General features: G+C 73.6%; 21 protein-coding genes. 5 read left to right on the forward strand and 16 right to left on the reverse strand.

Annotation, left to right across the window (positions count from 1 at the left end):
* Positions 1–58: 58 nt before the first annotated feature.
* The 10 genes from ACILQ5_RS01075 to ACILQ5_RS01120 form a co-directional block, all read right to left on the reverse strand.
* Positions 59–1,795, reverse strand: coding sequence for an LpqB family beta-propeller domain-containing protein (locus tag ACILQ5_RS01075; protein ID WP_395656110.1), 1,737 nt, complete (start codon positions 1,793–1,795; stop codon positions 59–61).
* Between the two features lie 8 nt (positions 1,796–1,803).
* On the reverse strand, positions 1,804–3,432 hold the full coding sequence (gene mtrB / locus ACILQ5_RS01080) for an MtrAB system histidine kinase MtrB (RefSeq protein ID WP_395656111.1): 1,629 nt from the start codon (positions 3,430–3,432) through the stop codon (positions 1,804–1,806).
* Positions 3,433–3,444: 12 nt separating this feature from the next.
* Positions 3,445–4,170 (reverse strand): MtrAB system response regulator MtrA, encoded by a 726-nt coding sequence (gene mtrA, locus ACILQ5_RS01085; RefSeq protein WP_395656112.1) that lies wholly within the window; start codon positions 4,168–4,170, stop codon positions 3,445–3,447.
* 98 nt (positions 4,171–4,268) lie between these two features.
* On the reverse strand, positions 4,269–5,711 hold the full coding sequence (ahcY, locus tag ACILQ5_RS01090; protein ID WP_395656113.1) for an adenosylhomocysteinase: 1,443 nt from the start codon (positions 5,709–5,711) through the stop codon (positions 4,269–4,271).
* Between the two features lie 55 nt (positions 5,712–5,766).
* Complete coding sequence (locus ACILQ5_RS01095) at positions 5,767–6,696, reverse strand: DUF808 domain-containing protein (RefSeq protein WP_395656114.1); 930 nt, start codon at positions 6,694–6,696, stop codon at positions 5,767–5,769.
* Positions 6,697–6,705: 9 nt separating this feature from the next.
* Positions 6,706–7,797 (reverse strand): acyltransferase family protein, encoded by a 1,092-nt coding sequence (locus ACILQ5_RS01100; protein ID WP_395656115.1) that lies wholly within the window; start codon positions 7,795–7,797, stop codon positions 6,706–6,708.
* Between the two features lie 29 nt (positions 7,798–7,826).
* A complete protein-coding gene (locus tag ACILQ5_RS01105) occupies positions 7,827–8,858 on the reverse strand; it encodes an SIS domain-containing protein (RefSeq protein ID WP_395656116.1) in 1,032 nt (343 codons plus the stop codon).
* Positions 8,859–8,870: 12 nt separating this feature from the next.
* Entirely contained in the window at positions 8,871–9,035 is a 165-nt protein-coding gene (locus ACILQ5_RS01110) for a Trm112 family protein (RefSeq protein ID WP_395656117.1), read from the reverse strand.
* Positions 9,032–10,405, reverse strand: a complete 1,374-nt coding sequence (locus ACILQ5_RS01115) for a phosphomannomutase/phosphoglucomutase (RefSeq protein ID WP_395656118.1) — start codon at positions 10,403–10,405, stop codon at positions 9,032–9,034. The genes ACILQ5_RS01110 and ACILQ5_RS01115 overlap by 4 nt, the downstream gene beginning before the upstream one ends.
* Positions 10,406–10,449: 44 nt before the next feature.
* Complete coding sequence (locus ACILQ5_RS01120) at positions 10,450–10,809, reverse strand: DUF3499 domain-containing protein (protein WP_395656119.1); 360 nt, start codon at positions 10,807–10,809, stop codon at positions 10,450–10,452.
* Between the two features lie 49 nt (positions 10,810–10,858).
* Between ACILQ5_RS01120 and ACILQ5_RS01125 the strand changes: the two genes are divergently transcribed.
* A complete protein-coding gene (locus ACILQ5_RS01125) occupies positions 10,859–11,299 on the forward strand; it encodes a metallopeptidase family protein (RefSeq protein WP_395656120.1) in 441 nt (146 codons plus the stop codon).
* Positions 11,300–11,365: 66 nt separating this feature from the next.
* Here ACILQ5_RS01125 and ACILQ5_RS01130 read toward each other — a convergent pair whose 3' ends face one another.
* From ACILQ5_RS01130 to ACILQ5_RS01145, 4 genes are all read right to left on the reverse strand, one after another.
* Positions 11,366–12,610, reverse strand: coding sequence for an HNH endonuclease (locus ACILQ5_RS01130; protein ID WP_395656121.1), 1,245 nt, complete (start codon positions 12,608–12,610; stop codon positions 11,366–11,368).
* A gap of 456 nt (positions 12,611–13,066) precedes the next feature.
* Positions 13,067–14,485 carry a DUF5719 family protein gene (locus ACILQ5_RS01135; RefSeq protein ID WP_395656122.1) on the reverse strand — a complete coding sequence of 473 codons (1,419 nt, stop codon included), beginning with the start codon at positions 14,483–14,485 and terminating at the stop codon, positions 13,067–13,069.
* Entirely contained in the window at positions 14,482–17,358 is a 2,877-nt protein-coding gene (locus ACILQ5_RS01140; protein ID WP_395656123.1) for a glycosyltransferase family 2 protein, read from the reverse strand. The genes ACILQ5_RS01135 and ACILQ5_RS01140 overlap by 4 nt, the downstream gene beginning before the upstream one ends.
* A 95-nt stretch (positions 17,359–17,453) precedes the next feature.
* On the reverse strand, positions 17,454–17,708 hold the full coding sequence (locus tag ACILQ5_RS01145) for a WhiB family transcriptional regulator (protein WP_395656124.1): 255 nt from the start codon (positions 17,706–17,708) through the stop codon (positions 17,454–17,456).
* A gap of 204 nt (positions 17,709–17,912) precedes the next feature.
* Here ACILQ5_RS01145 and cofD point away from each other — a divergent pair, with 204 nt between their 5' ends.
* Genes cofD through ACILQ5_RS01160 form a run of 3 tightly spaced genes read left to right on the forward strand, consistent with a single transcriptional unit; the run spans position 17,913 to position 20,704 of the window.
* Entirely contained in the window at positions 17,913–18,926 is a 1,014-nt protein-coding gene (cofD, locus tag ACILQ5_RS01150; RefSeq protein WP_395656125.1) for a 2-phospho-L-lactate transferase, read from the forward strand.
* Complete coding sequence (gene cofE / locus ACILQ5_RS01155; protein ID WP_395656126.1) at positions 18,923–19,885, forward strand: coenzyme F420-0:L-glutamate ligase; 963 nt, start codon at positions 18,923–18,925, stop codon at positions 19,883–19,885. Before cofD ends, cofE begins: the two co-directional genes overlap by 4 nt.
* A gap of 51 nt (positions 19,886–19,936) precedes the next feature.
* Positions 19,937–20,704 carry a DUF3105 domain-containing protein gene (locus ACILQ5_RS01160; protein ID WP_395656127.1) on the forward strand — a complete coding sequence of 256 codons (768 nt, stop codon included), beginning with the start codon at positions 19,937–19,939 and terminating at the stop codon, positions 20,702–20,704.
* A 205-nt stretch (positions 20,705–20,909) separates the two neighbouring features.
* Here ACILQ5_RS01160 and ACILQ5_RS01165 read toward each other — a convergent pair whose 3' ends face one another.
* Positions 20,910–22,001 (reverse strand): mannose-1-phosphate guanylyltransferase, encoded by a 1,092-nt coding sequence (locus tag ACILQ5_RS01165; protein ID WP_395656128.1) that lies wholly within the window; start codon positions 21,999–22,001, stop codon positions 20,910–20,912.
* A gap of 25 nt (positions 22,002–22,026) precedes the next feature.
* Here ACILQ5_RS01165 and ACILQ5_RS01170 point away from each other — a divergent pair, with 25 nt between their 5' ends.
* Positions 22,027–22,767 (forward strand): TIGR03089 family protein, encoded by a 741-nt coding sequence (locus ACILQ5_RS01170; RefSeq protein WP_395656129.1) that lies wholly within the window; start codon positions 22,027–22,029, stop codon positions 22,765–22,767.
* Positions 22,768–22,797: 30 nt separating this feature from the next.
* On the opposite strand, the gene ACILQ5_RS01175 is transcribed toward ACILQ5_RS01170, so the two are convergent.
* Complete coding sequence (locus ACILQ5_RS01175; protein ID WP_395656130.1) at positions 22,798–25,686, reverse strand: FG-GAP-like repeat-containing protein; 2,889 nt, start codon at positions 25,684–25,686, stop codon at positions 22,798–22,800.
* Between the last annotated feature and the right edge of the window lie 129 nt (positions 25,687–25,815).

The raw sequence follows: 25,815 nt of genomic DNA on the forward strand, positions 1-25,815 counted from the left end.
AGCACCGGACGGACGGATCAACCCGGCGTCGGCCGGCTGTGGACGGCGACCGGACCCGTCAGCCGACGTACACGACGGCCGTCGTCCGCCGGTCGAACAGCGTCACGCGCCGGTCGCCCCTGGTGACGTTGATCAGGCCGGTGCGGGTCACGCCGTAGACGTCCTCCTCGGGCACCGGGGAGCCGGCCAGCGACAGGACCTGCCCGTCGACAGCGGTGCCCGCGATGTCGGGGTTCATCGGCGCCCCGTCCACGGACGCGGGGGCGACCTCCGACAGCGAGGGGGTGAGCGGGTTCAGCACCGCGATGCTGGCGCTGCTGCGCCACGCGATGTCCCGGATCGGCAGGTCGACGTCGTCGCCGAGGTCGACCCGCTCGGCGGCGACCGCGCCGACGACCCTGCCGCTGGCCGCGTGCTCGATCCGGCTGACGACCAGGGCGTCGGAGCCCCCACGGCGCAGCACGGCGAGCAGGCGGGTGCCGTCCCGGGAGACCAGGAACATCCGCACGGTGGCCCCGGTGATCCCCGGCACCCGCAGCGCCGTCAGCGCCCCGGTGCCGTGGTCGTCGGCGTAGTAGACCTGCGCACCGCGCGCCGTCCGGTCGACGAGCCACATCCGGTCGGAGAAGTCCCAGGCCGGGCGCAGGAAGTCGGCACCGCGCGCGACGGTCCGGACCTGGGTGTCGTCGGTGCCGACCCGGCCGAGCAGGACCGACGTCCCGCTGCTGCTCACGCCGGCAGCGCTGCCGGCGTCGAGGCTCACCCCGACCGAGCGCAGGTCGTGGAAGGTGTCCCCGAGCGGCCCGTCGACCGGTCCGAGACCGGCGGCGGTGCCCGACACCACCCGGCCGCGGCTCAGCCCGTAGAGCAGCGGGCTGGCCTGGAACCCGGCCGGGTCGTACTCCGCACCGCCGTCGATCCGGTAGGAGCCGACCCCGCCGGGCAGCGGCACCGGCTGGCCGTCGATCGAGACGCGGACGCTCTGGACCTGCGGCTCCTGGCGCAGCGTCCACGCGAGCTGCGCCATCATCAGCTCCACGGTCTTCGCGGACAGCTGGCCGGCGTCGCCGTCGAGCAGCACGTCCGCGACGCCGTCGTCGGAGACGGTCACGCCGACCGCGACCGACAGGCCCGGCGGGACGAAGGTCTGGGTGACGTGCTCGAGCCCGGGGCCGGGGCCCAGCAGCAGCGCCTGGGTCAGCGTGGTGGCCAGCTGCTCGCCGCGGGGCACGAAGACCGGCTCGGGGACGAGGATCTGGGCGGTCGGGTCGAAGAAGTAGATCGACACCTGGCGGTACAGGTTCGCGAACCAGTCCTCCGGGACGATCAGCGCGTCCGGTGCCTGGTCGATGCGCCACTCGCCGTCCTCGCGCACCATCGGGAAGGTGATCGCCTGCTGGGACGGCGGCAGCGGGCCCCGCCACCCACCGCGCGCGTCGAGCCGGTTGGCGCCGATGAGGCGGACCGCAACGGCGCTGCCGTCGTCGCGCGGCGTGGGCGGGGTCGAGTAGGTGATGGTCTCGCGCTGGGGGTTCCAGGTCTCCGCGGCGTCAGCGGAGAGGAAGCCCTTCGCGGTGCGGGTCTGCACCGGGTTCGCCTGCATCGCGCTCATGAAGCCGCGCACGATCTCCGAGCGCGAGGCGCCCTCCTGCGGCGGCAGCGGGTCGAAGTTCGGAGGGCCCTGGTCGGAGGGCGTGAGGCTGCCCGACGTCGTCTCGTTGACGGGGCCGCTGGTCGGGATGCCCGCGCACCCGGCCAGGCCGAGCGCGAGCGCCAGCCCGACGAGCCCGCTCACCAGCCGCCTCACGAGACCGGCTCCGTGACGTCGTTCGGCACCAGCGGGAGCGGGCTGTGCCGCAGCACCCCGCCGGCCCGGCGGGGCAGGGTGAGCCGGAACTGGGCGCCCTCGCGGGGGCGGCCCCAGGCCTGCAGCCAGCCGCCGTGCAGGTGGGTGTCCTCGAGCGCGATCGACAGGCCCAGGCCGGTGCCGCCGCTGGTGCGGGCCCGCGCCGGGTCGGCGCGCCAGAACCGGTTGAACACCATCGACGCCTCCCCCGGCGCCAGCCCGACGCCGTGGTCGCGGACCGCGATCGCGGCCGCGTGGTCGTCGCCGGCGACGTGGACGACGATGGCGTCCGGACGGTCGACGGCGGCGTGGTCGATCGCGTTGGTGACCAGGTTGCGCACGATCCGCTCGACGCGCCGCACGTCGGCCTGCGCCAGGCAGGGGTGGTCGGCCGCGTCGACCACGACCTGCACCCCGCGCTGCTGGGCCAGCGGCCGCGTCGCGTCGACGATCCGGTGCGCGACGTCGACGAGGTCGACGTCGTCGAGCTCGAGGACCGCCGCGCCCGCGTCGAAGCGGCTGATCTCCAGCAGGTCCGCGAGCAGCGTCTCGAACCGGTCGAGCTCGGTCTGGAGGAGCTCGGCGGCCCGGGCGGTGGCCGGGTCGAAGTCGGCCCGCGCGTCGTGCAGCACGTCCCCGGCCATCCGCACCGTCGTCAGCGGGGTGCGCAGCTCGTGGGACACGTCGGAGACGAAGCGGCGCTGGACCCGGCTGAGCTCCTCGAGCTGCCGGATCTGGCGCTGCAGGTTGCTCGCCATCTGGTTGAACGAGGTGGCGAGCCGGGCCAGGTCGTCCTCGCCCGAGACCTTCAGCCGCTCCTGCAGCTGGCCGGCCGCGAGCCGCTCGGCGACCTGGCGGGCCATCCGGATCGGCGTGACGACCTGGCGGGTCACCAGCCAGGTCATGCCGGCGACGAGGACCAGGAGAAGCACCGCGGCCGCCAGCAGCGCCCGGGTGACCAGGGCCAGCGTCTCCTCCTGCTCGTCGAGCGGGAACAGGTAGTAGAGCGTGTACGCCTGGCCGTCAGCGGGCAGCAGCACCTGCGACCCGACGACGATCCCCGGTGTCTCGGTGACCTTGCCGTCAGCGGTGCTGCGGATCGTGGTGTAGGTCCACGCCGTGCTCGAGGAGGTGTCGAAGTGCTGCTCGAGCGACGCCGGCACGCTCGAGGTGTCCAGGCCCTGGGTGAAGTTCGCGCCGCCGTCCGAGATCCGGCCGCCGGGCAGGGCCGGGCCGACGAGCACCACCGAGAAGCCCCGGGTCTCGCCGCGGGAGATGATGATGCCGGCCAGGCTCTGCTGCTGCTGGACGGCGTCGTTGCCGGTGTCCACCGAGCTCGCCAGCAGCTCGCGGGCTCCGGTCGTCTCGTCGTTCGCCTCGGCGACCACGGCGTCGACCCGGTGGTCGAGCAGGCCGTCGCGGGTCTGCTGGAGGAGGAACCACCCGACGACGCTGATGACGGCCGCGGAGAGCAGCACCGTGCTCGCCACGACCCGCGCCTGGATCGACCGCCGCCAGAAGGTCAGCCCCCGGCGCAGCGACTCCGGGAGCCTGCGCGAGCCGGCCGGGGTGTGGAGGTGGAGCATGGCCGGGGCTGCCTACGACGTCCCGGCCTTGTACCCCACGCCTCGGACCGTGACCACGATCTCGGGGTTCTCCGGGTCGTGCTCGACCTTCGACCGGAGCCGCTGGACGTGCACGTTGACCAGGCGGGTGTCGGCGGCGTGGCGGTAGCCCCACACCTGCTCGAGCAGCACCTCACGGGTGAAGACCTGCCACGGCTTGCGGGCCAGGCAGACCAGCAGGTCGAACTCGAGCGGCGTCAGGCTCACCGGCGCGCCGTTGCGGTAGACCCCGTGCCCGGCGACGTCGATGCTGAGGTCGCCGATGGTCAGCGTCTCGGGGCTCGGGGCGTCGAACCGGCGAACCCGGGCCCGGATCCGGGCGACCAGCTCCTTGGGCTTGAACGGCTTGACGACGTAGTCGTCGGCCCCGGACTCGAGGCCGACGACGACGTCGACGGTGTCGCCCTTCGCGGTCAGCATGACGATCGGGACCCCGGACTCCGCCCGGATCTCCTTGCACACGTCGATGCCGTCCTTGCCCGGCAGCATCAGGTCCAGCAGCACGAGGTCCGGCCGGTAGTCGCGGAACGCCTCGATCGCCTCGTCACCGCGGGTCACCATCCGGCTCTCGAAGCCCTCCTGGCGCAGCACGATCGTCAGCATCTCGGCGAGCGAGGCGTCGTCGTCGACGACCAGGATCCGGCCCTTGCTGGCCTGCTCGCTCGGAGGGCCCGACGGGGCGCCGACGGCTTCGCTCATGCGCCCCATAGTGCCTTAGATACCTGAGCCCAACCTGCGAGGGCTGAGAAACAGGTGTGCCTGTCTCCCAGCCCTCGCAGACCCGGTGTCGGGGAGGATCAGTAGCGGTACTGGTCCGGCTTGTAGGGGCCGGCCTTGTCGATGCCGAGGTACGACGCCTGCGAGTCGGTCAGCGTCGTCAGCTTCACGCCGAGCGCGTCGAGGTGCAGGCGCGCGACCTCCTCGTCGAGGTGCTTGGGCAGCACGTAGACGCCGACCGGGTAGTCCTCGGGCTTGGTGAAGAGCTCCACCTGCGCGAGGACCTGGTTGGTGAAGGAGTTCGACATGACGAACGACGGGTGGCCGGTCGCGTTGCCGAGGTTCATGAGCCGACCCTCGGAGAGGACGATGATCGCCTTCCCGTCGGGGAAGGTCCACTTGTCCACCTGCGGCTTGACGGTCTTGCGCTCGACGCCCGCGTAGGACTCCAGGCCGGCCATGTCGATCTCGTTGTCGAAGTGGCCGATGTTGCCGACGATCGCCTGGTGCTTCATCTTCGTCATCTGCTCGACCGTGACGACGTCGCGGTTGCCGGTGGCGGTGATGATGATGTCGGCGACGTCGAGGACGTCGTCGAGCGGCGAGACCTGGTAGCCGTCCATCGCCGCCTGCAGCGCGCAGATCGGGTCGATCTCGGTGACGATGACGCGGGCACCCTGACCGCGCAGCGACTCGGCGCAGCCCTTGCCGACGTCGCCGTACCCGCACACGACCGCGACCTTGCCGCCGATGAGGACGTCGGTGGCGCGGTTGATGCCGTCGATGAGCGAGTGGCGACAGCCGTACTTGTTGTCGAACTTCGACTTCGTGACCGAGTCGTTGACGTTGATCGCCGGGAAGAGCAGCGAGCCCTCGCGCATCATCTCGTAGAGACGGTGCACGCCGGTCGTGGTCTCCTCGGTGACGCCCTGGATGGCGTTCGCCTTCGGCGTCCAGTACGCCGCGTCAGCCGCGAGCTGCTCGTTGAGCACGTCGAAGACGACCTTCTGCTCGTGGCTCGCCGCGGTGGCCGGGTCGGGGGCGAAGCCGTTCTTCTCGGCCTGGACGCCGAGGTGGACCAGCATGGTGGCGTCGCCACCGTCGTCCAGGATCATGTTCGGCTGGCGGCTCGGGTCGGACTCGGTCGACCAGTCGAGGATCTGGCGGGTGCACCACCAGTACTCCTCCAGGCTCTCGCCCTTCCAGGCGAAGACCGGGACGCCCTGGGGGTCCTCGGGGGTGCCGGTGCGGCCGACGGCGACGGCGGCCGCGGCGTGGTCCTGGGTCGAGAAGATGTTGCACGACGCCCAGCGGACCTCGGCGCCGAGGTCGACCAGCGTCTCGATGAGGACGGCGGTCTGGATGGTCATGTGCAGCGAGCCCGCGATCCGAGCGCCGGCGAGCGGCTTCTCCGACCCGTAACGCTCGCGCATCGCCATCAGCCCGGGCATCTCGTGCTCGGCGAGCTCGATCTCGGTGCGGCCGAAGTCGGCCAGGGAGAGGTCGGCGACCTTGAAGTCCATGTGTGTGCTCCTGGTCCGGGGTGCGGAAGCTGCTGAGCACCGAGCGTAGGACGGCCTAGGACGTTCCTGAAAATCCTCGACGCACCCGGCCGACGCCGTTCCACACCAGCACGAGCACGCCACCGAGGAGGAGGCCGAAGACCAGCGACATCCCGGTGTTGACCAGCCAGCCCGCGACGCCGTGGTGGACCGCCTCCTCGAGGTGGTGCACGAGGTCGTACGGCGGGTGCCAGCCGAGCTCGTCGAGGCCGTTGAGGACGATGTGGCCGCCGACCCAGAGCATCGCGGCGACGCCGACCACGGAGATGACCGACAGCAGCCGCGGGGTGCCGGTCACCAGCCCGCGGCCGACCCGCTGCGAGAACGACGAGGAGCGCTGCGCCAGCGTGAGGCCGATGTCGTCGAGCTTCACGATCAGGGCCACCACGCCGTACACGGCCGCGGTGATGACGAGCGCGACGACCAGGAGGATCAGCAGCCGGCTGACGAACGGCTCGTCGGCCACCTCGTTCAGCGCGATCACCATGATCTCGGCGGAGAGGATCAGGTCGGTGCGGATCGCGCCGGAGACCATCGAGCGCTCGGCGTCCGGCCCGTCCTCGGCGACCGGGTGGTCGTGGTGGTCGTGGCCGCTGACCCGCCCCCACACCTTCTCCGCGCCCTCGAAGCAGAGGTAGGACCCGCCGAGCATCAGGATCGGGGTCAGCAGACCGGGCAGGAACTGGCTCAGCAGCAGCGCGGCCGGGAGGATGATCAGCAGCTTGTTGCGCACCGAGCCGACCGCGATCTTGCGGATCATCGGCAGCTCGCGGTCGGCGGTGACGCCGTGGACGTACTGGGGCGTCACGGCGGTGTCGTCGACCACGACGCCCGCGGCCTTCGCGGTCGCCCGGCCGGCGGCGGCCCCGACGTCGTCGATCGACGCGGCCGCCATCTTGGCGAGCACCGCGACGTCGTCGAGAAGCGCGAAGAGCCCACCAGCCATGGCGGCAGACTATCGGGGGACGGTCGGGCCCCCGGCGGCGGCGGACTCGAGCCCGGCCTGGACCTCGGGCTGGACCTGGTCCTTCGCGGCGGTGAGGTCGACCGCGTGCCGGACGTGGCGCTCGGCGTACCCGAGCGGGTCGACGAGGTCCTGGAGCCGGGTCGCCAGCGGCGGCCAGGCCAGGAGCAGTGCCAGGCAGCCCGCGGCCAGGGTGGTCACGCCGAACGCGATCACCTGGTGGTCCTCGGCCCAGCCCGGGAACCCGGCGTACTCCGCGCCCTTCACGGCGAAGCCGTGGAACAGGTAGACGACGAGGGTGAAGGCGCCCATCCGCGTGAACCAGCCGTGCACGCGCGGCACGAGCGCGAAGAACGCCCACGCGCCCAAGGTGCCGATCGCCAGCACCAGCGCCCGGGTGAGCAGCGCCTGCAGGTCGTCGGCGTAGCCCATCTCGTCGTAGCGCGAGCGGTAGTAGAGCCACTCGGTGCTGGCCCACGAGTCGGTCCACGTCGTGAGCACCCAGATCCCGACGAACACCACGACGGCGGCCAGCTGCGCCGGCCGGCGGCGCAGCAGCTCGAGGCGCTCCGGCGTGGCCTTGAGGCCCATCACGAAGAACGGCAGGAGCCCGAGGACGCGGGCGATGTCGAGGGTGTCACCGGCGTACATCCCGGCGACGATGCTGACCGCGACGGCGACGACGAGGCCCGCCGGCAGCGGCCGGAAGACCGGGGTCAGCAGCCGCCAGAAGAACAGGGCGGAGAGGTACCACATCGGCCAGTGCGGGTCCTGGAAGAGGTCCTCGAGCGTCTCCCCGCCCACGTAGATCCGGAACAGCGCGAGCGCCGTCTCGAAGAGCAGGTAGGGCACGACGACCGTGCGGACCAGGGTCCAGAGCCGGGCCCGCGAGTAGACGAAGCCCCGCGAGAGGTAGCCGGTGACGAACACGAAGGCCGGCACGTGCCAGGCGTAGAGGAAGTCGTAGAGATGGTCGGTGACGTCGCTGTGGGGCAGCAGCGTCCACGAGTGCCCGAGGACGACGAGCAGGACCAGCGCCATCTTGGCGTTGTCGAGCAGCGGGTCACGAGCGGTCGCAGGCACGCCTGCCGTCTACCCGGTCCGGAGCCGGTTCAGTCCTCGACGAGACCGATCCGGAGGTACTCCGCGGCGTAGGTGCCGGTGAGCAGCAGCGAGGCGTAGCGGGCGATCTCGGTGGGGGCGTCGGTGGTGACCGTCTCGACGCGGACGCCGCGCGCGCTGGCCGCCGCCTGGAGGCGGCCGCGGTGCTCCCGGACCACCGGGTCCTCGGCGCCGTCGTCGAGGACCAGCAGCATCGGGCGGCGCTCCCCCACGTCGTCGGCGAACGGGTCGTCGAAGACGTCGCGCTGCCGGGTCGCCTCGATCACCGGGAGCAGGTGCTCGGCGTCCGCGGCGAGGGCGGTCTGTCCGCTGGCGCGGCGGATCGACTCCGCCACCCGGCGCCCCGCGCGGGCTGCGAGCACCGAGCCGCCCCAGACCAGCGGGTTGGCGTCGGCCAGTGCGATGGCCAGCATCTTGGCCGGGTTGACCGCGAGGTCGCGGTGCGGGGAGCAGGCGATCGCGACCTGGTCGAGGGCGTCGGCGACCTGCTCGGCGTCGGCCTCGGGGCCGAGGGAGACCCGGTGGAGGTAGTCCAGCACGATGACCGCGGTCGCGAGCTGGTCGCAGCTCGAGGACGGCAGGATGGTGCTCCACCGCCCGGCCGCGTGCTCGGCCACGAGGGAGCCCGGCGGGCACGCGACCACCACCTGGCAGCCGCGGCGCACCGCCTCGGCCACCGCGGACGCGGTCCCGGTGTCGACGCCGTCGGGCGCCAGCACCACCACCAGGTCGAGGCTGCCGGCCCAGCCCGGCAGCGCCGGTCCGGGCCACGCCACGAACGGCACCGGGCACCACGGCTCCAGCACCGCACGGAGCAGCCGGGAGTCGGGGCCGGCCGCGACGACGGCACGGGGCCGCGCGAGCTCCGCCGCCCGCTCCACCGCCTCGGCGGTCGCCTCGGCGGCGTCGCCGGCCGCACGGCGTACCCGGGCCCCGGTCTCCGCCAGCGCCCGCAGGCGGACGTCACGGACCTCGAGGACGGCGCCGTCGTCGAGCCGCGACTCGTCGAACCAGGTGGCCATGGTGGTCGCCGCTCAGGCCGGCTTGCGGGCCTCGTCGACCAGCAGCACCGGGATGTCGTCGCGGACGGGGTAGGCCAGGCCGCACGAGGTGCACACCAGCTCCTCCTCCTGGACGGCGAGGTCGGAGCGGCAGGCCGGGCAGACGATGATCGCCAGCAGCGCGGGGTCGAGGTTCATCGGTCACTCCTGATCCGGGCGAGCACGTCGTCACGGACCCGCTCCATGGTCTCCGTGTCGCGGCCCTCGGCGTTGAGGCGGAGCAGCGGCTCGGTGTTGGACGGGCGGACGTTGAAGGTCCAGTCTGCGTGGCTCACGGTGAGGCCGTCGAGCCGGTCGGTGGTGACGCCCTCCCGGTCGGCGAACTCGGTCTCGAGGGCGTCGATGACGGCGGCCGGGTCGGCCACCTCGCTGTTGATCTCGCCGGAGAGGACGTAGCGCTCGAACTCGGCCAGCAGCTGCGACAGCGGCTGCTCGGTCTCCGCGAGCGCGGCGAGGGCGTGCAGCGCGGCGAGCATGCCGGAGTCGGCCCGCCAGAAGTCGCGGAAGTAGAAGTGCCCGCTGTGCTCGCCCCCGAAGACGGCGCCGGTCTCGGCCATCGTCGCCTTGATGTAGGAGTGGCCGACCCGGGTGCGGACGGGGGTGCCGCCGAGCTCGGTGACGATCTCGGGCACGCTCCGGCTGGTGATCAGGTTGTGGATCACGGTGGAGCCGGGCTCCTTGGCCAGCTCACGCGCGGCGATGAGGGCGGTCAGGGTGGAGGGGCTCACCAGCCGCCCGTCCTCGTCGACGAGGAAGCAGCGGTCGGCGTCGCCGTCGAAGGCCAGACCGATGTCGGCGCCCTCGGCGACCACGCGCGCCTGGAGGTCGCGCAGGTTCTCGGGCTCGATCGGGTTGGCCTCGTGGTTCGGGAAGGTGCCGTCGAGCTCGAAGTACATCGGCACCAGCTCGACCTCCGAGGCGAGCCGTCCGAACACCGCCGGCGCGGTGTGCCCGGCCATCCCGTTGCCGGCGTCGGCGACCACCTTCAGGTGCCGCCCCCGCACCGGCGCCAGCTGGAGCAGGTAGGCGGCGTAGTCCTCGAGGACGTCGTGCTCGGTGATGGTGCCGGGGGTCCGCGACGACGGCTCCATGCCGCCGGCGACCAGGTCGCGGATCTCGGCGAGGCCGGTCTCCATGCCGACCGGCTGGGCGTGGCTGCGGCACATCTTGATGCCGTTGTACTGCGCCGGGTTGTGGCTCGCGGTGAACATCGCGCCCGGGTGCCCGAGGTGGCCGGAGGCGAAGTAGAGCTGGTCGGTCGACGCGAGGCCGATCATCACCACGTCGGCGCCCTCGGCGCTCGCGCCCTCGGCGAAGGCCCCCGCCATTCCCGGCGAGCTGGGGCGCATGTCGTGGCCGACCACGACCGTCTCCGCGCCCGTCACCCGGACGAACGCGGCACCCGTGGCACGCGCCAGCGACTCGTCGACCTGGTCGGGGACGACCCCGCGGACGTCGTACGCCTTGAAGACCGCGCGGACGTTCTGCGGGTCGAGGGTGTCGGGCATGCCCGGAGCCTAGCGAGGACGCGCAGCGGACCCGCTGGTGGTGGTCAGTCGGAGGTGAGGACCCGGAGGTGCCCGCGGCGCGCGGTCTCGCGGCCGGTCTCCTCCGCGGGGGCGACCCGGGGCGGCGGCGCCGGTCGGCCGGCCTCGCGGACGGCGTCGGCGAGGGCGAGCAGGTCGTCGCTGGAGGGGCCGTGGGCGGCCGGGTCGGGAGCCAGCCGGAGCACCTCCCAGCCGCGCGGTGCGCTGAGCCGCTCGCTGTGCGCCTCGCACAGGTCGTAGGCGTGCGGCTCGGCGTAGGTCGCGAGCGGGCCGAGCACCGCCGTCTGGTCCGCGTAGACGTAGGTGAGCGTCGCGACCGCAGGCCGACCGCAGGCGGTGCGCGAACAGCGGCGGGTCGGACTCACGGCGCAGACGGTACCCCCCGCTCGGGTCGGTCCCGATTAGGCTCGCGGCGTGGATCGGAAGCGGCAGGTGCGGGACCGGCGCGGACGCGGGATGCGCGGACCGGCCGTGGTCCCCCGGGTCCCGGGCCGACCCGAGCTGCGGACCGCCCGGGAACGCTTCGACGACCTGGCGCTCGGCATCGTGACCGAGATCGACGCGCGCTGGCAGGACCAGCTCGGCCTGGTGGAGTACGCCGTCGAGGACACCCCCCAGATCCCCGACGACTGGAGCTCGGCGACGGTCCCGCTGTCCTCGCTCGTGCGCGGGACCGGCACCCAGCCGACCCGGCTGGTGCTGTTCCGCCGGCCGATCGAGCACCGTTGCGAGACCCGCGAGGACCTCGAGGCGATGGTCCTCACCATCGTCGTCGAGCAGGTCGCCGAGCTGCTCGGCATCGAGGCCGACCAGGTGGACCCGCGGTACGAGGGTGGCCCGGCCGACGGCGACTGAGGCCTCCCATCTCCTGCCGTCCAGGCATGGGTGTGACCCCGTCGGCCGTGGCCGGCGGGGTCCGGGTCAGCGGGTATGTCGCGCGGCCGGCTCGAGCGGTGGTTCGGTGACGAACGGGCTGACGTAGGTGCGGCCCATCGGGGTGGTCCACACGAACCCGACCCCGGCGACCCGCTGGTAGTCCCAGCCGGCGTGGGTCTTGAGGCGGTGGTGGGTCCGGCACGCGGGCGCCAGGTTCGAGGACGCGGTGGGGCCCTCGGGCCAGGGCACCTGGTGCTCGGCGTCGCAGGCCCGGGCGGGGCGGGTGCAGCCGGGGAAGCAGCACTGCCGGTCCCGGAGCTGGATCTGCTCCTTCATGAGCTCGGTGGGCTCGTAGCAGCCGGTGGACAGCTCGGCGGCCAGGTCGATGACGGGCCGCACGGTGACCTTGGTGCCGGCGGCCTGGCACCAGTCCTTGAGGTGCTCGGGGGTGATCGAGGACCTCGTGTTGTCGACGTCGACGGTCGCCTGGCCGGGACGGACGTGGGCGTAGACCACGACCTCGCGGGAGCCTTCACCGTCCGTCGTGCCGAGGAGCCCGGCGGCCATCGACCTGCGCACGTCCAACGGCAAGTCGAGGTCCAGGGTCGCGGCCTTCGCCCGGATCTGCTCCTCCAGGGCGACCGCGTCCGCCAGGTCGAGCTCGCCCTCCACGTGGACCAGTCCCTCGGGGGTGGCGTGGTCGAGGTCGATGTCGAACCGGCGCCGTTCCAGCGCCGCGACCCGGCGTTCCTCGGCGGCGTCGGGGTCGTGCTCGGCGCGGGCCTTCTCGACCTGCCGCTCGATCTCCGCGAACGAGCACCGGTGCGCACACCACGCCAACCGCTGGTCCACCACCGCTGCAGCATCCGCCGGCAGCGACGTGGTGGCCTGTGCGACCTTCCTCGCCTTCCACACCGCCACCTCACCGCTGACCAGGCGAGCCCAGAGCCGCGGCAACCGGTGCCGCAGCTCGACCGCGTCGCCGAGGAACAGGCGGCCGGCGTCGGTGGTCCTCCCGACCGCGAGCGCGAACTCCGCCACCGCGGCCTCGTCGACGGTGGGGGCGCCGTCGCCGGCGATCTGGAGGTCCCGCATCCCGAACTCGATCGAGGTGTCCACCTCCTCGCCGGGGTGCAGGACCACCCAGTCGGTGGCCTGGATCAGCTGCTGGACCTCGAGGTCGGCGATCGCCTCCCGGGTCGCGGCCGCAGCGGTCAGCACCGACTCGGCAGACACCGCAGCGGCGAGCCCGCTGGTGTCGGTGCCGAGCTCGGCGGCGGTGCTGCTCATGGGTCTACTCAAGCACTCGCCACCGACAGTCAGAGGCGAGAATCCCCTGTATCCACAGGGATCCGGGAACGTCTTTGGTAAAGATTTCGAGACAGCTTGGGCCACCGCCCTGCCTTGCCTTCCGGGGTCTCGACGACGCTCGCTGGCGCTCGCTGCTCGACCACCGGCGAACGCGACCGTGAGCCGGGAGGCGACCGTGACCCGGCGCCCGCCGTACCCGTCGTTGCTGCCTGTCGGTCGTAACCCGAGCGGACGGCGAGATGCCGGCAGTCACCGCCCTGCGCATCTTCTGGGGTCTCGACGACGCTCGCTGGCGCTCGCTGCTCGACCACCGGTGCCAGCGACCGTGACCCGGGAGACAGCCGCAACCCCAAGCCCGCCGTATCCGTCGTTGCTGCCTGTCGGTCGCAACCCCCGGGAGGCGACCGCAACCAGACGTCAGCCGGCCCGGACCCGCTACGGCAGCCCGGGCTCGACCGCCGGCACGAGGCCGTTGAGCGCCGGCACCGTCAGCGGTACGACGGCAGCGCCGGCGTCGCCGCTGAGGAGCACCGAGCCGGCGACCCCGGTGCGCGCCGGGGTCACGGTCACCAGCACGGAGGCGGCGGGGATGCGCAGCGACGCCCCGCGGTCAGGAGCGACGTCGACGGTGTCGGTCGCGAGGGTCTCACCGGTCGCCGACCGCGAGACCACCTGGACCGAGCCCGCCCGGTCGGCCCCCCCGAGCAGCACGGTCTTGGTGGCCGAGGTGCCGCCGGGCAGCAGCACGGTCGCGGCACCCTGCACGCCCGGGTCGGCCACGGCGTGAGAGAGGTCCCCGTCGGCGACGGAGCGGAGCGACGCGGTGACCGGGGCCGTCGCCGTGACGAGCAACCCGGTCGCGTCGCCGTCGGCGACCAGGTCGGCCAGCAGCCCCGAGAGGTTGAGCTTGGCGGTGCTCTGCGGCGGGATCCGCAGGTCGGGCGCGTCCTTCGGCGTGAACACCGAGCGGTCGGTGACGATCTGCACCGACGCACGCACCTCGTCCTGGCCGCCGTTGGAGACGGTGAGGACGCGGCGGGTCTCCTTGCCGGGCGCCAACCCCATCAGCAGGTCGGACGTCGCCGGCTCGGACTGGGCCGGCAGCCAGTCCTCGGTGGCGGCACCGCGGCCCAGCGGGGCGAGACGGTCGAGCACCGTCGCCCCGATCCGCCCCCGGGCCGCGATCACCTGGAGGGACAGCTCGTCGCGTCGCGGGACCTCAGCAGCGAGGTCGACCTGGACGCTGCTGCCGCCCGGGACGGAGATGCCGCGCAGCCGCGGGGCGTCGACCAGGCCGTGCCGGCCGAGCACGAGCACGTCGGCGACGGCGGTGCCCGAGTCCGGGTTGGTCAGCTCGAGCACCGAGGTGTGGCCGGCGCCCGCCCCCACGCCGGTGAACCACGCCTCCGGCTGGGGCGCGAGGCAGGACGCGACGGCGGGAGCGTCGGCGCCGAAGCGGGCCGCCACCAGGCCGGGTGCGGTCTCGTCCTCGGCGGCCACCACCACCGGCCCGGAGCCGGCGTCGACCGTGGTCACCTCGCCGGTCGCGATCCGCGCGTCGGACTTGTCGTCACCGAGGCCGACGTGGACCGTTCCCCTGACGTCCTCACCGGCCGACGTCAGCGCGACCTCCGGCGCGCCCTCCGCCGCGGCGGGGCAGACGACGGTGGAGCGCGTCAGCGCCGTGAGGGTCGGTGGGCTCGTGGTGTCGGGGGTGTCCCCCGGCCGCACCAGGACGAGCGCGAGCGCCACCAGCACCGGCAGCGCCACCGCCAGCACCGTGGTCACGTCGACCCGGCGGCGGCTGCGCGAGGAGCGGCGGCCGGGGGTGGGGGTGGGGGTGTCCTGGCTCATGACGACCTCCTCCGGTTCGTCGTGGGCAGGCAGAGCACGAGCACCACGACGATCGCGACGCCCTGGACCACGAGCAGGACGACGCGCAGCCACGACGTCGGGCCGTCCAGGCTCGAGCCGTCGAGCTGGTGGTTGACCTCCCACGCCCGTGTGGTCCGGTCGGCGGCGCTCGCCTGGACCAGCCCGGCCGCGGCGTCGAGGACCGCGGCGACGTCGCCGTCGGCGGGCGAGGGCAGGACGACGTACTCGATGCCGGAGCGAGCGAGCTCGTCGACCACGTCGGGCGTGGGTCGCGACACGAGCGCGCGGACGGTCGCGGTGAAGGAGGTGTCCTCGGCGGTCAGGTCGAGGACCTCGTCCTCGCCGGTCGTCACGCCGTCGCCGCGACGCACGGAGTAGGTGAGGCCGTCGTCGACGCTGCCGCGGACCACGAGGATCCCGTGCTCGGGTCCCTGCTCCGAGCTCTGCACCATGTAGACCGGGATGTCGGTCTCGATGCCCTCCTCGACGGCCGGGTCCGGCCCGACCAGCCACCAGCCGAGGCAGCCGAGGGGTACGGCGGCGGCCGCGACCGCCACGACCACCGCGACCGCGCGCCGCCACGACCTCAGGTGGCCGGCGGCGCCGACCGCGCCGAGCACCGCGGCGACGACGAACGCGCCCTGGAGCACGACCACGAGGGCTCCGAGGCCGGCGTCGACGGTCGTCGCGGCGAGGTCGAACGAGACGGTGCCCAGCACCGCGGCGAGGCCGGCCGCGACGGCGGCGACCACCCAGCAGACCAGCACCGGGATCCGCGTCGCGCGCGGCACCAGGGCGAGCACCGCGAGCGCGGCGAGCACGACGCCGAACCACCACGGCGCGCCGAGGTCGCCGAGCCGGCCGAGGCCGAGGTCGCGGCCCTCGACCGCGGGGCTCGGCAGCCGGCCGACGTCGAGCAGCAGCGCGGCAGCCGCCCCACGCTGGATCGCCGGGATCCACCAGGGTCCGAGGAGCAGCGGCACCAGGCCGACGGCGACCGCGGGCGGGCCCCAGACCGAGCGGTCCCGCCCGGCGCCGCGGACGATCGCGAAGGCGGCCGCCAGCACGACCAGGCCGAGCCCGGCGGCGAAGACCCACAGCACGGGCGCGAACGCGGACGCCAGCGCGAGCAGCAGGCCGGTCCGCCAGGCGGCGCGCCAGCGCCGGTCGGCGTCCGGGTCGGCGAAGCCGAGGGCGGCGTGGGCGAGCCAGGGCAGCAGCGCCGCGACCACGACGACGCCGAGCCGGCCGTCGCCCCAGGCACCCGTGGCGACCGGTACCAGCGCCCAGGTCGTCGCTCCCCAGAGCAGCACCCAGCGGGACGCACCCGTGGGGGTGGCGAGCCGGCCGACGACGCGCAGGAAGCGCCAGGCCCCCCAGAGCGCGAACGGCACGGCGAGCAGGAGCACGGCGGAGACGGCGGCGCCCGGGCTGCCGCCGAGCAGGGTGGCGAGCAGCGCGAGAGGCAGCACGTACGGCGGCGCGGGGACAGCGGTACCCGTGCCGAGCGGGTGCCAGGTCTCGACCTGGAGCCGCCACCAGTCGGACACGCCCGCCGGCGCCGGCGAGAGCCCGCCCCCGGCAGGAGAGTCGAGGGCCGCGCGGGCACCGACCAGGGCGACCAGCACGAAGAGCGTGAGGACCAGCGCCACCGGGTTGGTGAGGAACCGCGCCACCAGCCCGGAGTCCTCGACGAGCTCGTCCTCCTCCGACCTCGGCCGGGCGACGGTGCTGGACGGGGCGTGCTCGGCGGCCGCGATCCGGCGCCGCTCGGCGACGTCCTGGGCCTGGTTGGTGGCCGCGGCGGCGAGGTCGCCGACGAAGTCCAGGCCGTGCCGGTACGGCAGCCACCAGGGCGCGAGCAGTCCCCGCACGCGTTCGTCCTGCCCGGCGTCGCGGGCCGCGCCACCCCCGGCTGCCCGCTCGCGCCGGGCCCGGCGCGCGGCGCGGATCTCACCGGGGTGGGCGTAGAGGTTGAGCAGCGCCGCCAGGTCGTCGAGCGCCTCCCCCGCGGAGCGCAGGAGCAGGAACCCGACCATCCGCAGCAGGGTGCCGAAGAACAGGCGCACGACCAGCCACGGCAGCGCCCGCGTCCGCCGGTTGGCCAGCAGCGTGAACAGCGCGGCGCGACGCTCCTGGTAGTGCGTGTGCCGCCCGGTCAGCGGCGTACGACGGACGCCGCGGTGCGCGGCCTCGGCGTGGAAGACGACCGCCTGCGGGACGACGAGGGTGCGGTGCCCGGCGGCCGCGGCCCGCCAGCCGAAGTCGATGTCGTTGCCGAAGATCGGCAGCTGGGGGTCGAACCCGCCGAGCTCCTCGAGCACCGACCGACGCACCAGCATCCCGGCGGTGTTGACCGCGAGCACCTCGCGGACCTCGTCGTGCTGGCCCTGGTCGTACTCGCCGCGCTCCAGCCCGGTCTCGCGGCGACCGGTGCCCGAGATCGTCACGCCGAGCTCCAGCAGCCGGCGCAGCGAGGGCCACTCGCGCAGCTTGGGGCCGAGCACGTCGGCCGTGGGGTCGGCCTCGGCGGCCGCGAGCAGGGACGCGAGCGCCCCGGGGTCGGGGTTCGCGTCGTCGTGCAGGATCCAGATCCACTCGGCAGCCGACCCGCGGTCACGGAGCCGGTCCAGACCGAGGCCGACGGCGGCGGGGAAGGACGTGGAGCCGGGCGCGCGGACCACCTCGCCGAAGGCCTGCTCGAGCAGGTCGGCGCTGTCGTCCTTGCTGCCGGTGTCCACGGCGACGACCTCGGCGACCGGGACGTCCTGGGCGGTCAGACCCGCGACCACGGCGGGGAGCCAGCGGGTGCCGTCGTGACTGACGAGCAGTGCCGCAACCGGGGAGACCACGGCCTCGACCCTAACGGCCGGCACACCCGCACCCGTCCGGGCGGGGTGCCCCGAGGAGGGGGCGCCCGCGCCGCGGACCGGTCAGACGGTGCTCGTCAGACGGCGCGCTTCTTGACCTTGCGACGCTCCCGCTCGGAGAGGCCGCCCCAGATCCCGAAACGCTCGTCGTTCATCAGTGCGTACTCGAGGCACTCGTCGCGCACCTCGCACGTGAGGCAGACCTTCTTCGCCTCACGGGTCGACCCGCCCTTCTCGGGGAAGAAGGCCTCGGGATCGGTCTGGGCGCACAGCGCCCGCTCCTGCCATCCTGCTTCCTCGGCGTCCCCGTCGAGGAGAAATAGTTCTCGCACGGCTTTCGCCCTTTCGACCCGGTACTGCTCCCACATCCCCGACCCTGCCGCGGTCCCGCTTCACGGGCCCGGATCACCGCGACACCATCGCGAACGACACTGTGGGAATTACATGCCTGTCGTACCCCGGAAGTCAACCCCGGATCTGGTATGGGCTCCGACCGGCGGAGCTCGACGCGACCCTGGTACGGCAGGCTAGGGGCCATGCACAACATCACGGTGCTCTCGGGAGGGATGGGCGGCGCCCGCTTCCTAAGGGGCCTCCTGCACGGGATCGGGCGGGGCCTGGTCCCGGGTGTCGACGCCGACGCGGTGGTCACCGTGGTCGCGAACACGGCGGACGACCTGTGGGTCCACGGGCTCAAGGTGTGCCCCGACCTCGACACCGTGATGTACACCCTCGGCGACGGGATCGACCCCGAGCGCGGCTGGGGCCGCCGCGAGGAGACCTGGAGCACCAAGGAGGAGCTGGCGGCGTACGGCGTGGAGCCGACCTGGTTCGGTCTCGGCGACCGCGACCTCGCCACCCACCTCGTGCGCACCCAGATGCTCGACGCCGGCTACCCCCTCTCCCAGGTGACCGAGGCGCTGTGCCGGCGCTGGCTGACCCCGACCCTCGGTGACCGGGTCCGGCTCCTGCCGATGACCGACGACCGCGCGGAGACCCACATCGCGATCGCCGACGCGGACTCACCCAGCGGCCGTCGGGTCGTCCACTTCCAGGAGTACTGGGTGCGGCTACGCGCGTCGGTCCCCGCCGAGGCCGTCGTGGTCGTCGGTCTCGACGACGCGACCCCCGGCCCCGGGGTGATCGACGCGATCACCGACGCCGACCTCGTCGTGCTGCCGCCCTCGAACCCGGTGGTGTCGGTCGGCACCATCCTCGGCGTCCCCCGGGTCCGCGAGGCGCTCGTCGCGACGCGCGCCCCGGTCGTCGGCCTCTCCCCCATCGTCGGGGGCACGCACGTCCGCGGCATGGCCGAGCAGCTGCTCACCGCGATCGGGGTGGAGGTGAGCGCCGCCGGCGTCGGTCTGCACTACGGCTCCCGGACCGACGGCGGGGTCCTGGACGGCTGGCTCGTCGACCAGGTCGACGCCGACCAGGTCGACGCGGTCGTCGCCGGCGGGCTCCCCTGCCGCGCGGTGCCGCTGATGATGACCGACCTCGACGCCACCGCGGCGATGGCCGCGGCCGCCGTGGAGCTGGTCGCTCGATGAGCCGGGTCGAGGTCTCCGCGCCCGAGGGCGTACCCGAGATCCGGCCCGGGGCCGACCTGGTCGACGTGCTGCTGGCGCACGTGGACCTGGCGGACGGCGACGTCGTCGTCGTCACGAGCAAGGTGGTCAGCAAGGCCGAGGGGCGCGTCGTCCGCGGGACCCGGGAGGAGCTGCTGGTCGGCGAGACCGAGCGGGTGGTCGCCCGCCGCGGCCCCACGATGATCGTGCGCAACCGGCTCGGCCTGACCATGGCGGCCGCCGGCATCGACGCGTCGAACGTCGCCACGGGCTCGGTCGTCCTGCTGCCGGTCGACCCGGACGGGTCGGCCCGCGAGCTCCGCGCCGGCATCCGCGTGCGGACCGGTCGCAACGTCGGGGTCGTCGTGACCGACACCGCCGGGCGGGCCTGGCGCGAGGGCCAGACGGACATCGCGATCGGCGCCGCCGGGCTGCTGGTCTCCGAGCCGTACGCCGGCCGCGCGGACGCCCACGGCAACGAGCTCGCCGTCACCCAGCCGGCCGTCGCCGACGAGATCGCCGGCATGGCCGAGCTCGCCCAGGGCAAGCTCACCGGCCGCCCGTTCGCCGTCGTGCGCGGCCGCGCGGACCTGGTGCTGCCGCCCCGCGAGCACGGGCCCGGTGCGAGGTCCCTGATCCGCCCCGAGACCGCCGACCTGTTCGGGTACGGCGCCCGCGAGGCCGTCGTCCGCGCCCTGGTCGGCGACCCGGGCGACCGGGCGCCGTTCGGCGCACCCGCGGCGCCCGCGGAGCTGGCCGCCGTGATCACCGAGGTGCTCGGGCTGGTGCCGTCGGTGTCGACCCGGGAGGGCGGTTCGCTGACCGTCACCTTCCCCCGCGGGCTCTCCCGCCCCCTCGCCGCTCTGGCCTTCGCGCACGGCTGGGAGGTCCTGGAGACCGATTCCCCGAGCGATGCCCGGTTGCGACCAGCCCGCCCGTAGACTCTGCCGTCGTCGTCCCGCCGTCGGTCAGCACCCAGAGGAAAACGAGTCGTGGCCAAGTCCGCCAAGTCCCCCAAGTCCAACCGCCAGGCGGTCCTCGAGGAGATGCGCAAGAAGCAGCGCGGCGGCGACCGCCGGCGCAACTTCGCGATCGTCGGCGTCTGCGTCCTCATCGCCGTCGGGCTCCTCGCGGCGGCGATCGTGCCGATCGTCAAGGACAAGATGGACCAGCGCGCGATCGAGAGCAAGGCGCTGGACCAGATCGGCGCCCCGGCCTCGGCCTGCCAGGACATCGTCACCAAGAAGGCGGACGGCAACCAGAACCACGTCCCGATCGGGACCCCGGTCGACTACACGACCGCGCCGCCGGCGTTCGGCGCCCACTGGAACGAGGCGGGCGTCGCGCCGGCCCCGTTCGCCCGGAAGTTCTACACCACCGACGACCGGCCCGAGCTCGAGGCGCTGGTGCACAACCTCGAGCACGGCTACACGATCCTCTGGTACGACTCGACGATCGCCGACGACTCCAGCGCGATGGACGAGGTGCAGGCGATCGCTGCCAAGTTCGACGAGTCCGGCGACAACTTCCGCGACAAGTTCATCGCAGCGCCCTGGGAGTCGAGCGACGAGAACGGCAAGAAGTTCCCCGAGGGCCAGCACGTCGCGCTGACGCACTGGTCGGCCGGCGGCACCGGCGAGACCGACGCGACCAAGCAGGTCGGCGTCTTCCAGTACTGCTCGGCCCCGAGCGGCGCGGCCCTGCAGACCTTCATGGACAAGTACCCCTTCTCGGACACGCCCGAGCCCGCAGCGATGTGATGCGCGCCCGTCTCCCGAGCCTGCTCGGGAGACGACCAGGCGCCAGGTCGAGGTGAGCGCCGCTCGCCCGAGCTTGCTCGGGCGAGACCCCGGCGCCAGGTTGAGGAGCGTCGGCACGGACCGAGCGCAGTGAGGGACGTGCGACGCGTCTCGAAACCCAGTCGCGAACGCGAACGACGCCCGCCGACTCGGCCGTCCCGACGCGTCAGGTCAGCTCGGCGCGCCCGGCCTCCTTCAGCTCGGCCACGACCTGCTTGACGTCCTGCGCGCGTGCACGGGTGGTGACCAGGAGCGCGTCCGGGGTGTCGACGACGACGACGTCGTCGAGCCCGACGACCGCGACGATGCGACCCGACGCCGGGACGACGAGGCCGGAGGCGTCGACGGCGCGCACCAGCGACGCGTCGCCCAGGACGGCCGCGCCCGCGGCGTCGCCGCCGACCAGCGCCGCCAGCGAGTCGAAGTCGCCGATGTCCTCCCACCGGAACGCCGAGGGCACGCAGACCACCCGGCCGGCGTCGGCGGCGGGCTCGGCGACGGCGTGGTCGAGGGCGATCTTCGGCAGCCCCGGCCAGAGCTCGTCGAGCCGGGCCGGGTCGGCGGCGATCGCGCGGAGCGCGGCGGCGAACTCGGGGTGCCACCGGCCGAGCAGGTCGAGCAGCACCGTCGGGCGCACGATGAACATGCCGGCGTTCCAGCGGTAGCGCCCGGTCGCGAGGTACTCGGTCGCGGTGCGCACCGACGGCTTCTCGACGAACTCCCGGACTGCGGTCGCACCCGGGTGGCCGGGCAGCGGGTCGCCGAGGTGGATGTAGCCGAAGGCCGACGACGGGAACGCCGGCTCGATGCCGAGCGTCACCAGCCAGTCCTCGCGGGCGACCGCCGCCGCGGCCCGCACGGACTCCGCGAACAGGTCCGGGTCCGCGATCACGTGGTCGGCGGCGAAGGATCCCATCACGGCGTCCGGGTCGTGGCGCTCGAGGAGGGCGGCGGCCAGCCCGATGGCGGCCATCGAGTCGCGCGGTGACGGCTCGGCCAGCACCCAGCCGTCGCTCACCTCGGGCAGCTGGGCCCGGACGGCGTCACGGTGCGGCCGGCCGGTGACGACGACCACGCGGTCGCCGGTGAGCGGGGCCAGCCGGTCGAGCGTGCCCTGCAGCAGGGTGCGCCCCCCGCCGGTCAGGTCGTGCAGGAACTTCGGTGCGGACGACCGCGACAACGGCCACAGGCGGGTGCCGGCGCCGCCGGCCGGGATCACGGCCCAGAAATGGTCGATCGGTGCGGTCTCGGACGCCATGGCTGAGAGGTTAGTGTCTGGCGGAGTGACCACCTTCGCCGACGTGCTGGCGCGCCAGCTGCGATCCGACTCCGCCCGCCCGCTCATCACGTTCTACGACGACGCGAGCGGCGAGCGGGTCGAGCTGTCCGTGACGACGTACGCGAACTGGGTCGCCAAGACGGCTTCGCTGCTGGCCGAGGAGCACGGGCTCGAGCGCGGCCAGGCGCTGTGCGTGGACCTGCCGGCCCACTGGCTCGGACCGGTGTTCCTCGGCGCCGCCTGGACCGTCGGGCTGGTCGTGACGGGGCCGGCGGACGCCCGGCCCGGACCGGGCGGCACGGACGCCGTGGTCTGCGGGCCCGACGAGCTCGAGCGGTGGGCCGGGCGTGCTGCCGAGATCCCGGTCCTGGCCTGCTCGTTGCTGCCGCTCGGGGTCCGCTTCGCCGACCCGCTGCCGCCGGACGTCCACGACGTCGGGGTCGACGTCTGGTCGCAGCCGGACGCCTTCACCCCCTGGGACCCGCCGACCGCGGACGACCTGGCCACGGGCCCGTCGTACGGCGGCGCCACCCAGGGCGAGACGTGGCGGACGGCCGCCGCCGGGAACCTGCTCTCCGACGGCGGCCGCCTCCTCACGGAGGCGAACCCGGCTTCCCCACCAGGTCTCGCCACCTTCACCGAGCCGCTCTCACGAGGCGGCTCGCTGGTCCTGGTCACCCACGCCGGACCGGGGCGTCTCGATGCGGTGTCGACCGCCGAGCGCGTCACGGCCCGCTTCCCTTAGAGCGGGTCGACCAGCCAGCCTGCTCCGGCCTCAGCCGGCCAGGTCGTAGCCCCCTGTCCCCGAGGCCAAGTAGCGACGGGCACCGAAGCCGGTGGCCGTCCCCGGGAGCAACCACAGGTCGCCGGTCGCCTTCTCCCGCACGACGAGGTCGGCGTGGCCGTGCAGCTGGACGTCGCTGACCCCGATCACCCAGTCGTACGGCGCGAGGTCCACGCCGAGCGGCTTGGGGCTGGTGAGACCGCCGGGGCCGTTGCCCGGGAAGAGGGTGAGCTTGTTGCCGACGCGGAACAGCGAGTCCGGCGCTCCGTCCCCGTCCCATCGACCGACCGGCACCTGCCGGCCCGCCGTGATCCGGCTGTGCGCCTCGTAGCTGGGACGGAGTCCCTTGAGGCCGGCGCCCGGGTAGATCCGGATCGACCCACCCGACGGCTGTCCCATCAGGTCCGGCCAGCCGTCGCCGGTCATGTCACCGACGGCGGCGAGCAGCGCCACGCCCTTGAAGCCCTGCCCGATCCGGACCGGGGCGGCGAAGTGGCCGGTCCCGTCGCCGCGGCGCAGGAACAGGGCGCCGGTCTCCTTGTTGCGGTTGATCACGTCGCCGAAGCCGTCGCGGTCCCAGTCGCCGGCGTTGAGCACCAGGTCGGACTTCGAGAGGTCCATGCCGGTGGCGATCGGGCGCTCGGTCTCGACCGTGCCGCTGTTCGGGTAGACGACGAGCTTCCTGCCGTTGCGACCGACCAGGTCAGGAGTGCCGTCACCGGTCAGCTGCGCCGCGCCGACCAGCGTCCCGACGTTCGCGATCCGCGACACCGGGCCGAACGGGTGGCCGTAGGTGCCGTCGCCGTTCGACGGGACGACGTAGCCCTGCTTGGAGCCCGCCGACCGGGCGAACAGGTCGGCGTCGCCGTCGCGGTCGAAGTCACCGATCCCGGTCAGTGTCACGTACTTGCTCCAACTGCCGGGCACCTGCACCTTGGCGCCGAAGCCGCCGTCCCCGTCGCCGGGGTGCAGCCACAGGGTGCCGTTCGCGGCCCGGCCGAGGAGGTCGGCGTGGCCGTCGCCGTCGACGTCGCCGGCACCGACCAGGTCGGTGTAGTCGCCCCAGACCGTGCCGAGCCGCTCCGCCCGGAAGCGGCCCTGACTCCGGCCGAGGTAGGCGTCGAGACGCCCGGTGTCCGGGGCCCGGGCGACGAGATCGTTGCGGCCGTCGCCGTTCAGGTCACCGACCGCGGTCACGAGGTCGTGGCCGGCGAACGCCCGCGTGGTCCGCACCGCCGTGCCGAACGCACCGTGGCCGTCGCCGGGACGGACCTCGGCGCTGCCGTCGGAGGAGACCACGACGAGGTCGCCGGTGCCGTCGCCGGTCACGTCCGGCGTCACGACCACCTGCTGGCCGCCGACCAGGCCGGAGGTCGCCGCCACGCCCTTGCCGAAGCCGGTCAGGCCACCGGTGGGGATGACGAACCCCTGACCGTCGCTGGCCCGCCGTACGACGAGGTCCGGGTACGACGAGCCGGCCAGGTCGGACTCCAGCTCACGACCGGACCACCCGCGCTGCGCCGCGGCCGCGAGCCGGCGGATCTCGGGGATCTTGGCGTAGAGGTAGCGCCCCGGACACGCGGTCGCCGCCGCGTCACGGTGGCCGTTGATCGCCTCGAAGTAGCGCGAGCCGACCCACTGCTTGTCCGAGGAGGCGTCCACGCCGTGCAGCGAGAGCTTCCACGCGAAGAGGGCGCCGTACGCCTCCACCATCGCGTGCGAGGGCTGGGCGATGTCGTAGTTGCCGATCGCGGACATCGCGAAGGCGTAGTCGTTGTAGTTGAGGGTGTGCGCCCCGACCACCGGACGGTCGATGCCGCCGTACCGCCCCTCCCAGATGCGGCCGAACCGGTCGACGAGGTAGTTGTAGCCGATGTCGGACCACCCGCGGGACTGGGTGTGGTACGCGTAGATGCTCCGCAGCAGGGCGGGGACCTCGGCACGGGTGTAGTCGTTCGCGTTCACCGTGTGGTGCACGAAGCCGGCGTGCACCTCGCCGTAGTGCAGCGAGCTCTTCTCGCGCATGCTCTCGTCGGCGCCCCACTGCGCGCGCGAGAAGATCTGCGGCTTCGGGGTGAAGGTCGCCGCCTGGAGGTCGATCCGGTCCGACCCGGCCGTGCCCTCGCCGGGGTCGGTCGCGAGGGTGGCGGGGGCACCGGTCGCGACGGCCGGCCCGACGCCGCCGTCCATGGTGGTCGTGTCCAGGGCCGGCTTCTCCATCGCGGAGTGCTGGGCCTGGCCCGGGTCGACGACCGCGAGCCGGAGGTCGGCCGGCAGCGCTGCCCCGTCGCGCCGCGCCCGGACCTGGACCTCGTCGACGTCACCGACCAGCAGCGCGTCGGTGCCCGGGCGCGCGTGTCGCGCCTCCGCCGAGCCGGGGTCCGGGCCGTGCTCGGGGTCGTAGCCGATGTCCATCCAGCCCGACCACGTGCCACCGGTCCGGCTGCGGACCTGGAGGGTGATGCCGCCCTCGGGGATCGTCGTCCCCGGCGCCCAGGTCACGCCGACCGCGCCGTACCCCACGACCGGCTCGGGGAGGCTGGTGACCGTGGCGCCGGGCAGTGCCCCGACCTTGCCGCGGGCCAGCGGCGCGCGCTCCACGTCGAGGCGGGCGTCCGGACGGTCGGCGGGAGCCGTCAGCGCGTACTCGTCGACGGTCGGGTCGACGACCTGGGTCGGGACCTTGGACGGCCGGGTGGCCTCACGGGTGTACGCCGCGAGGCTGGTCCGGACGGACGCGTGGATCTCGGAGCCGGCCGGGGTCTCGCGGACCACGTCGAGGCTGATGACGCTCGCCGCCGGCGTCAGCGCGGCGAGCACGACACCGAGCGCCAGCAGCTGCTGGCAGACGGTGACGAACCTGATCTTGCTGGGGGGCATCCGAGTTCTCCATGTGTGCGGGGAAGTTCACACGAGACACACATTTCACACGCGCCACAGCAGCCGCGGAAGAGAAACTGAGTAACTACAAGACTGTAATTTCCACTCGACACGCCGAGGTTGACGAGA

The organism is Nocardioides sp. (assembly GCF_044226305.1).
Lineage (GTDB): Bacteria > Actinomycetota > Actinomycetes > Propionibacteriales > Nocardioidaceae > Nocardioides.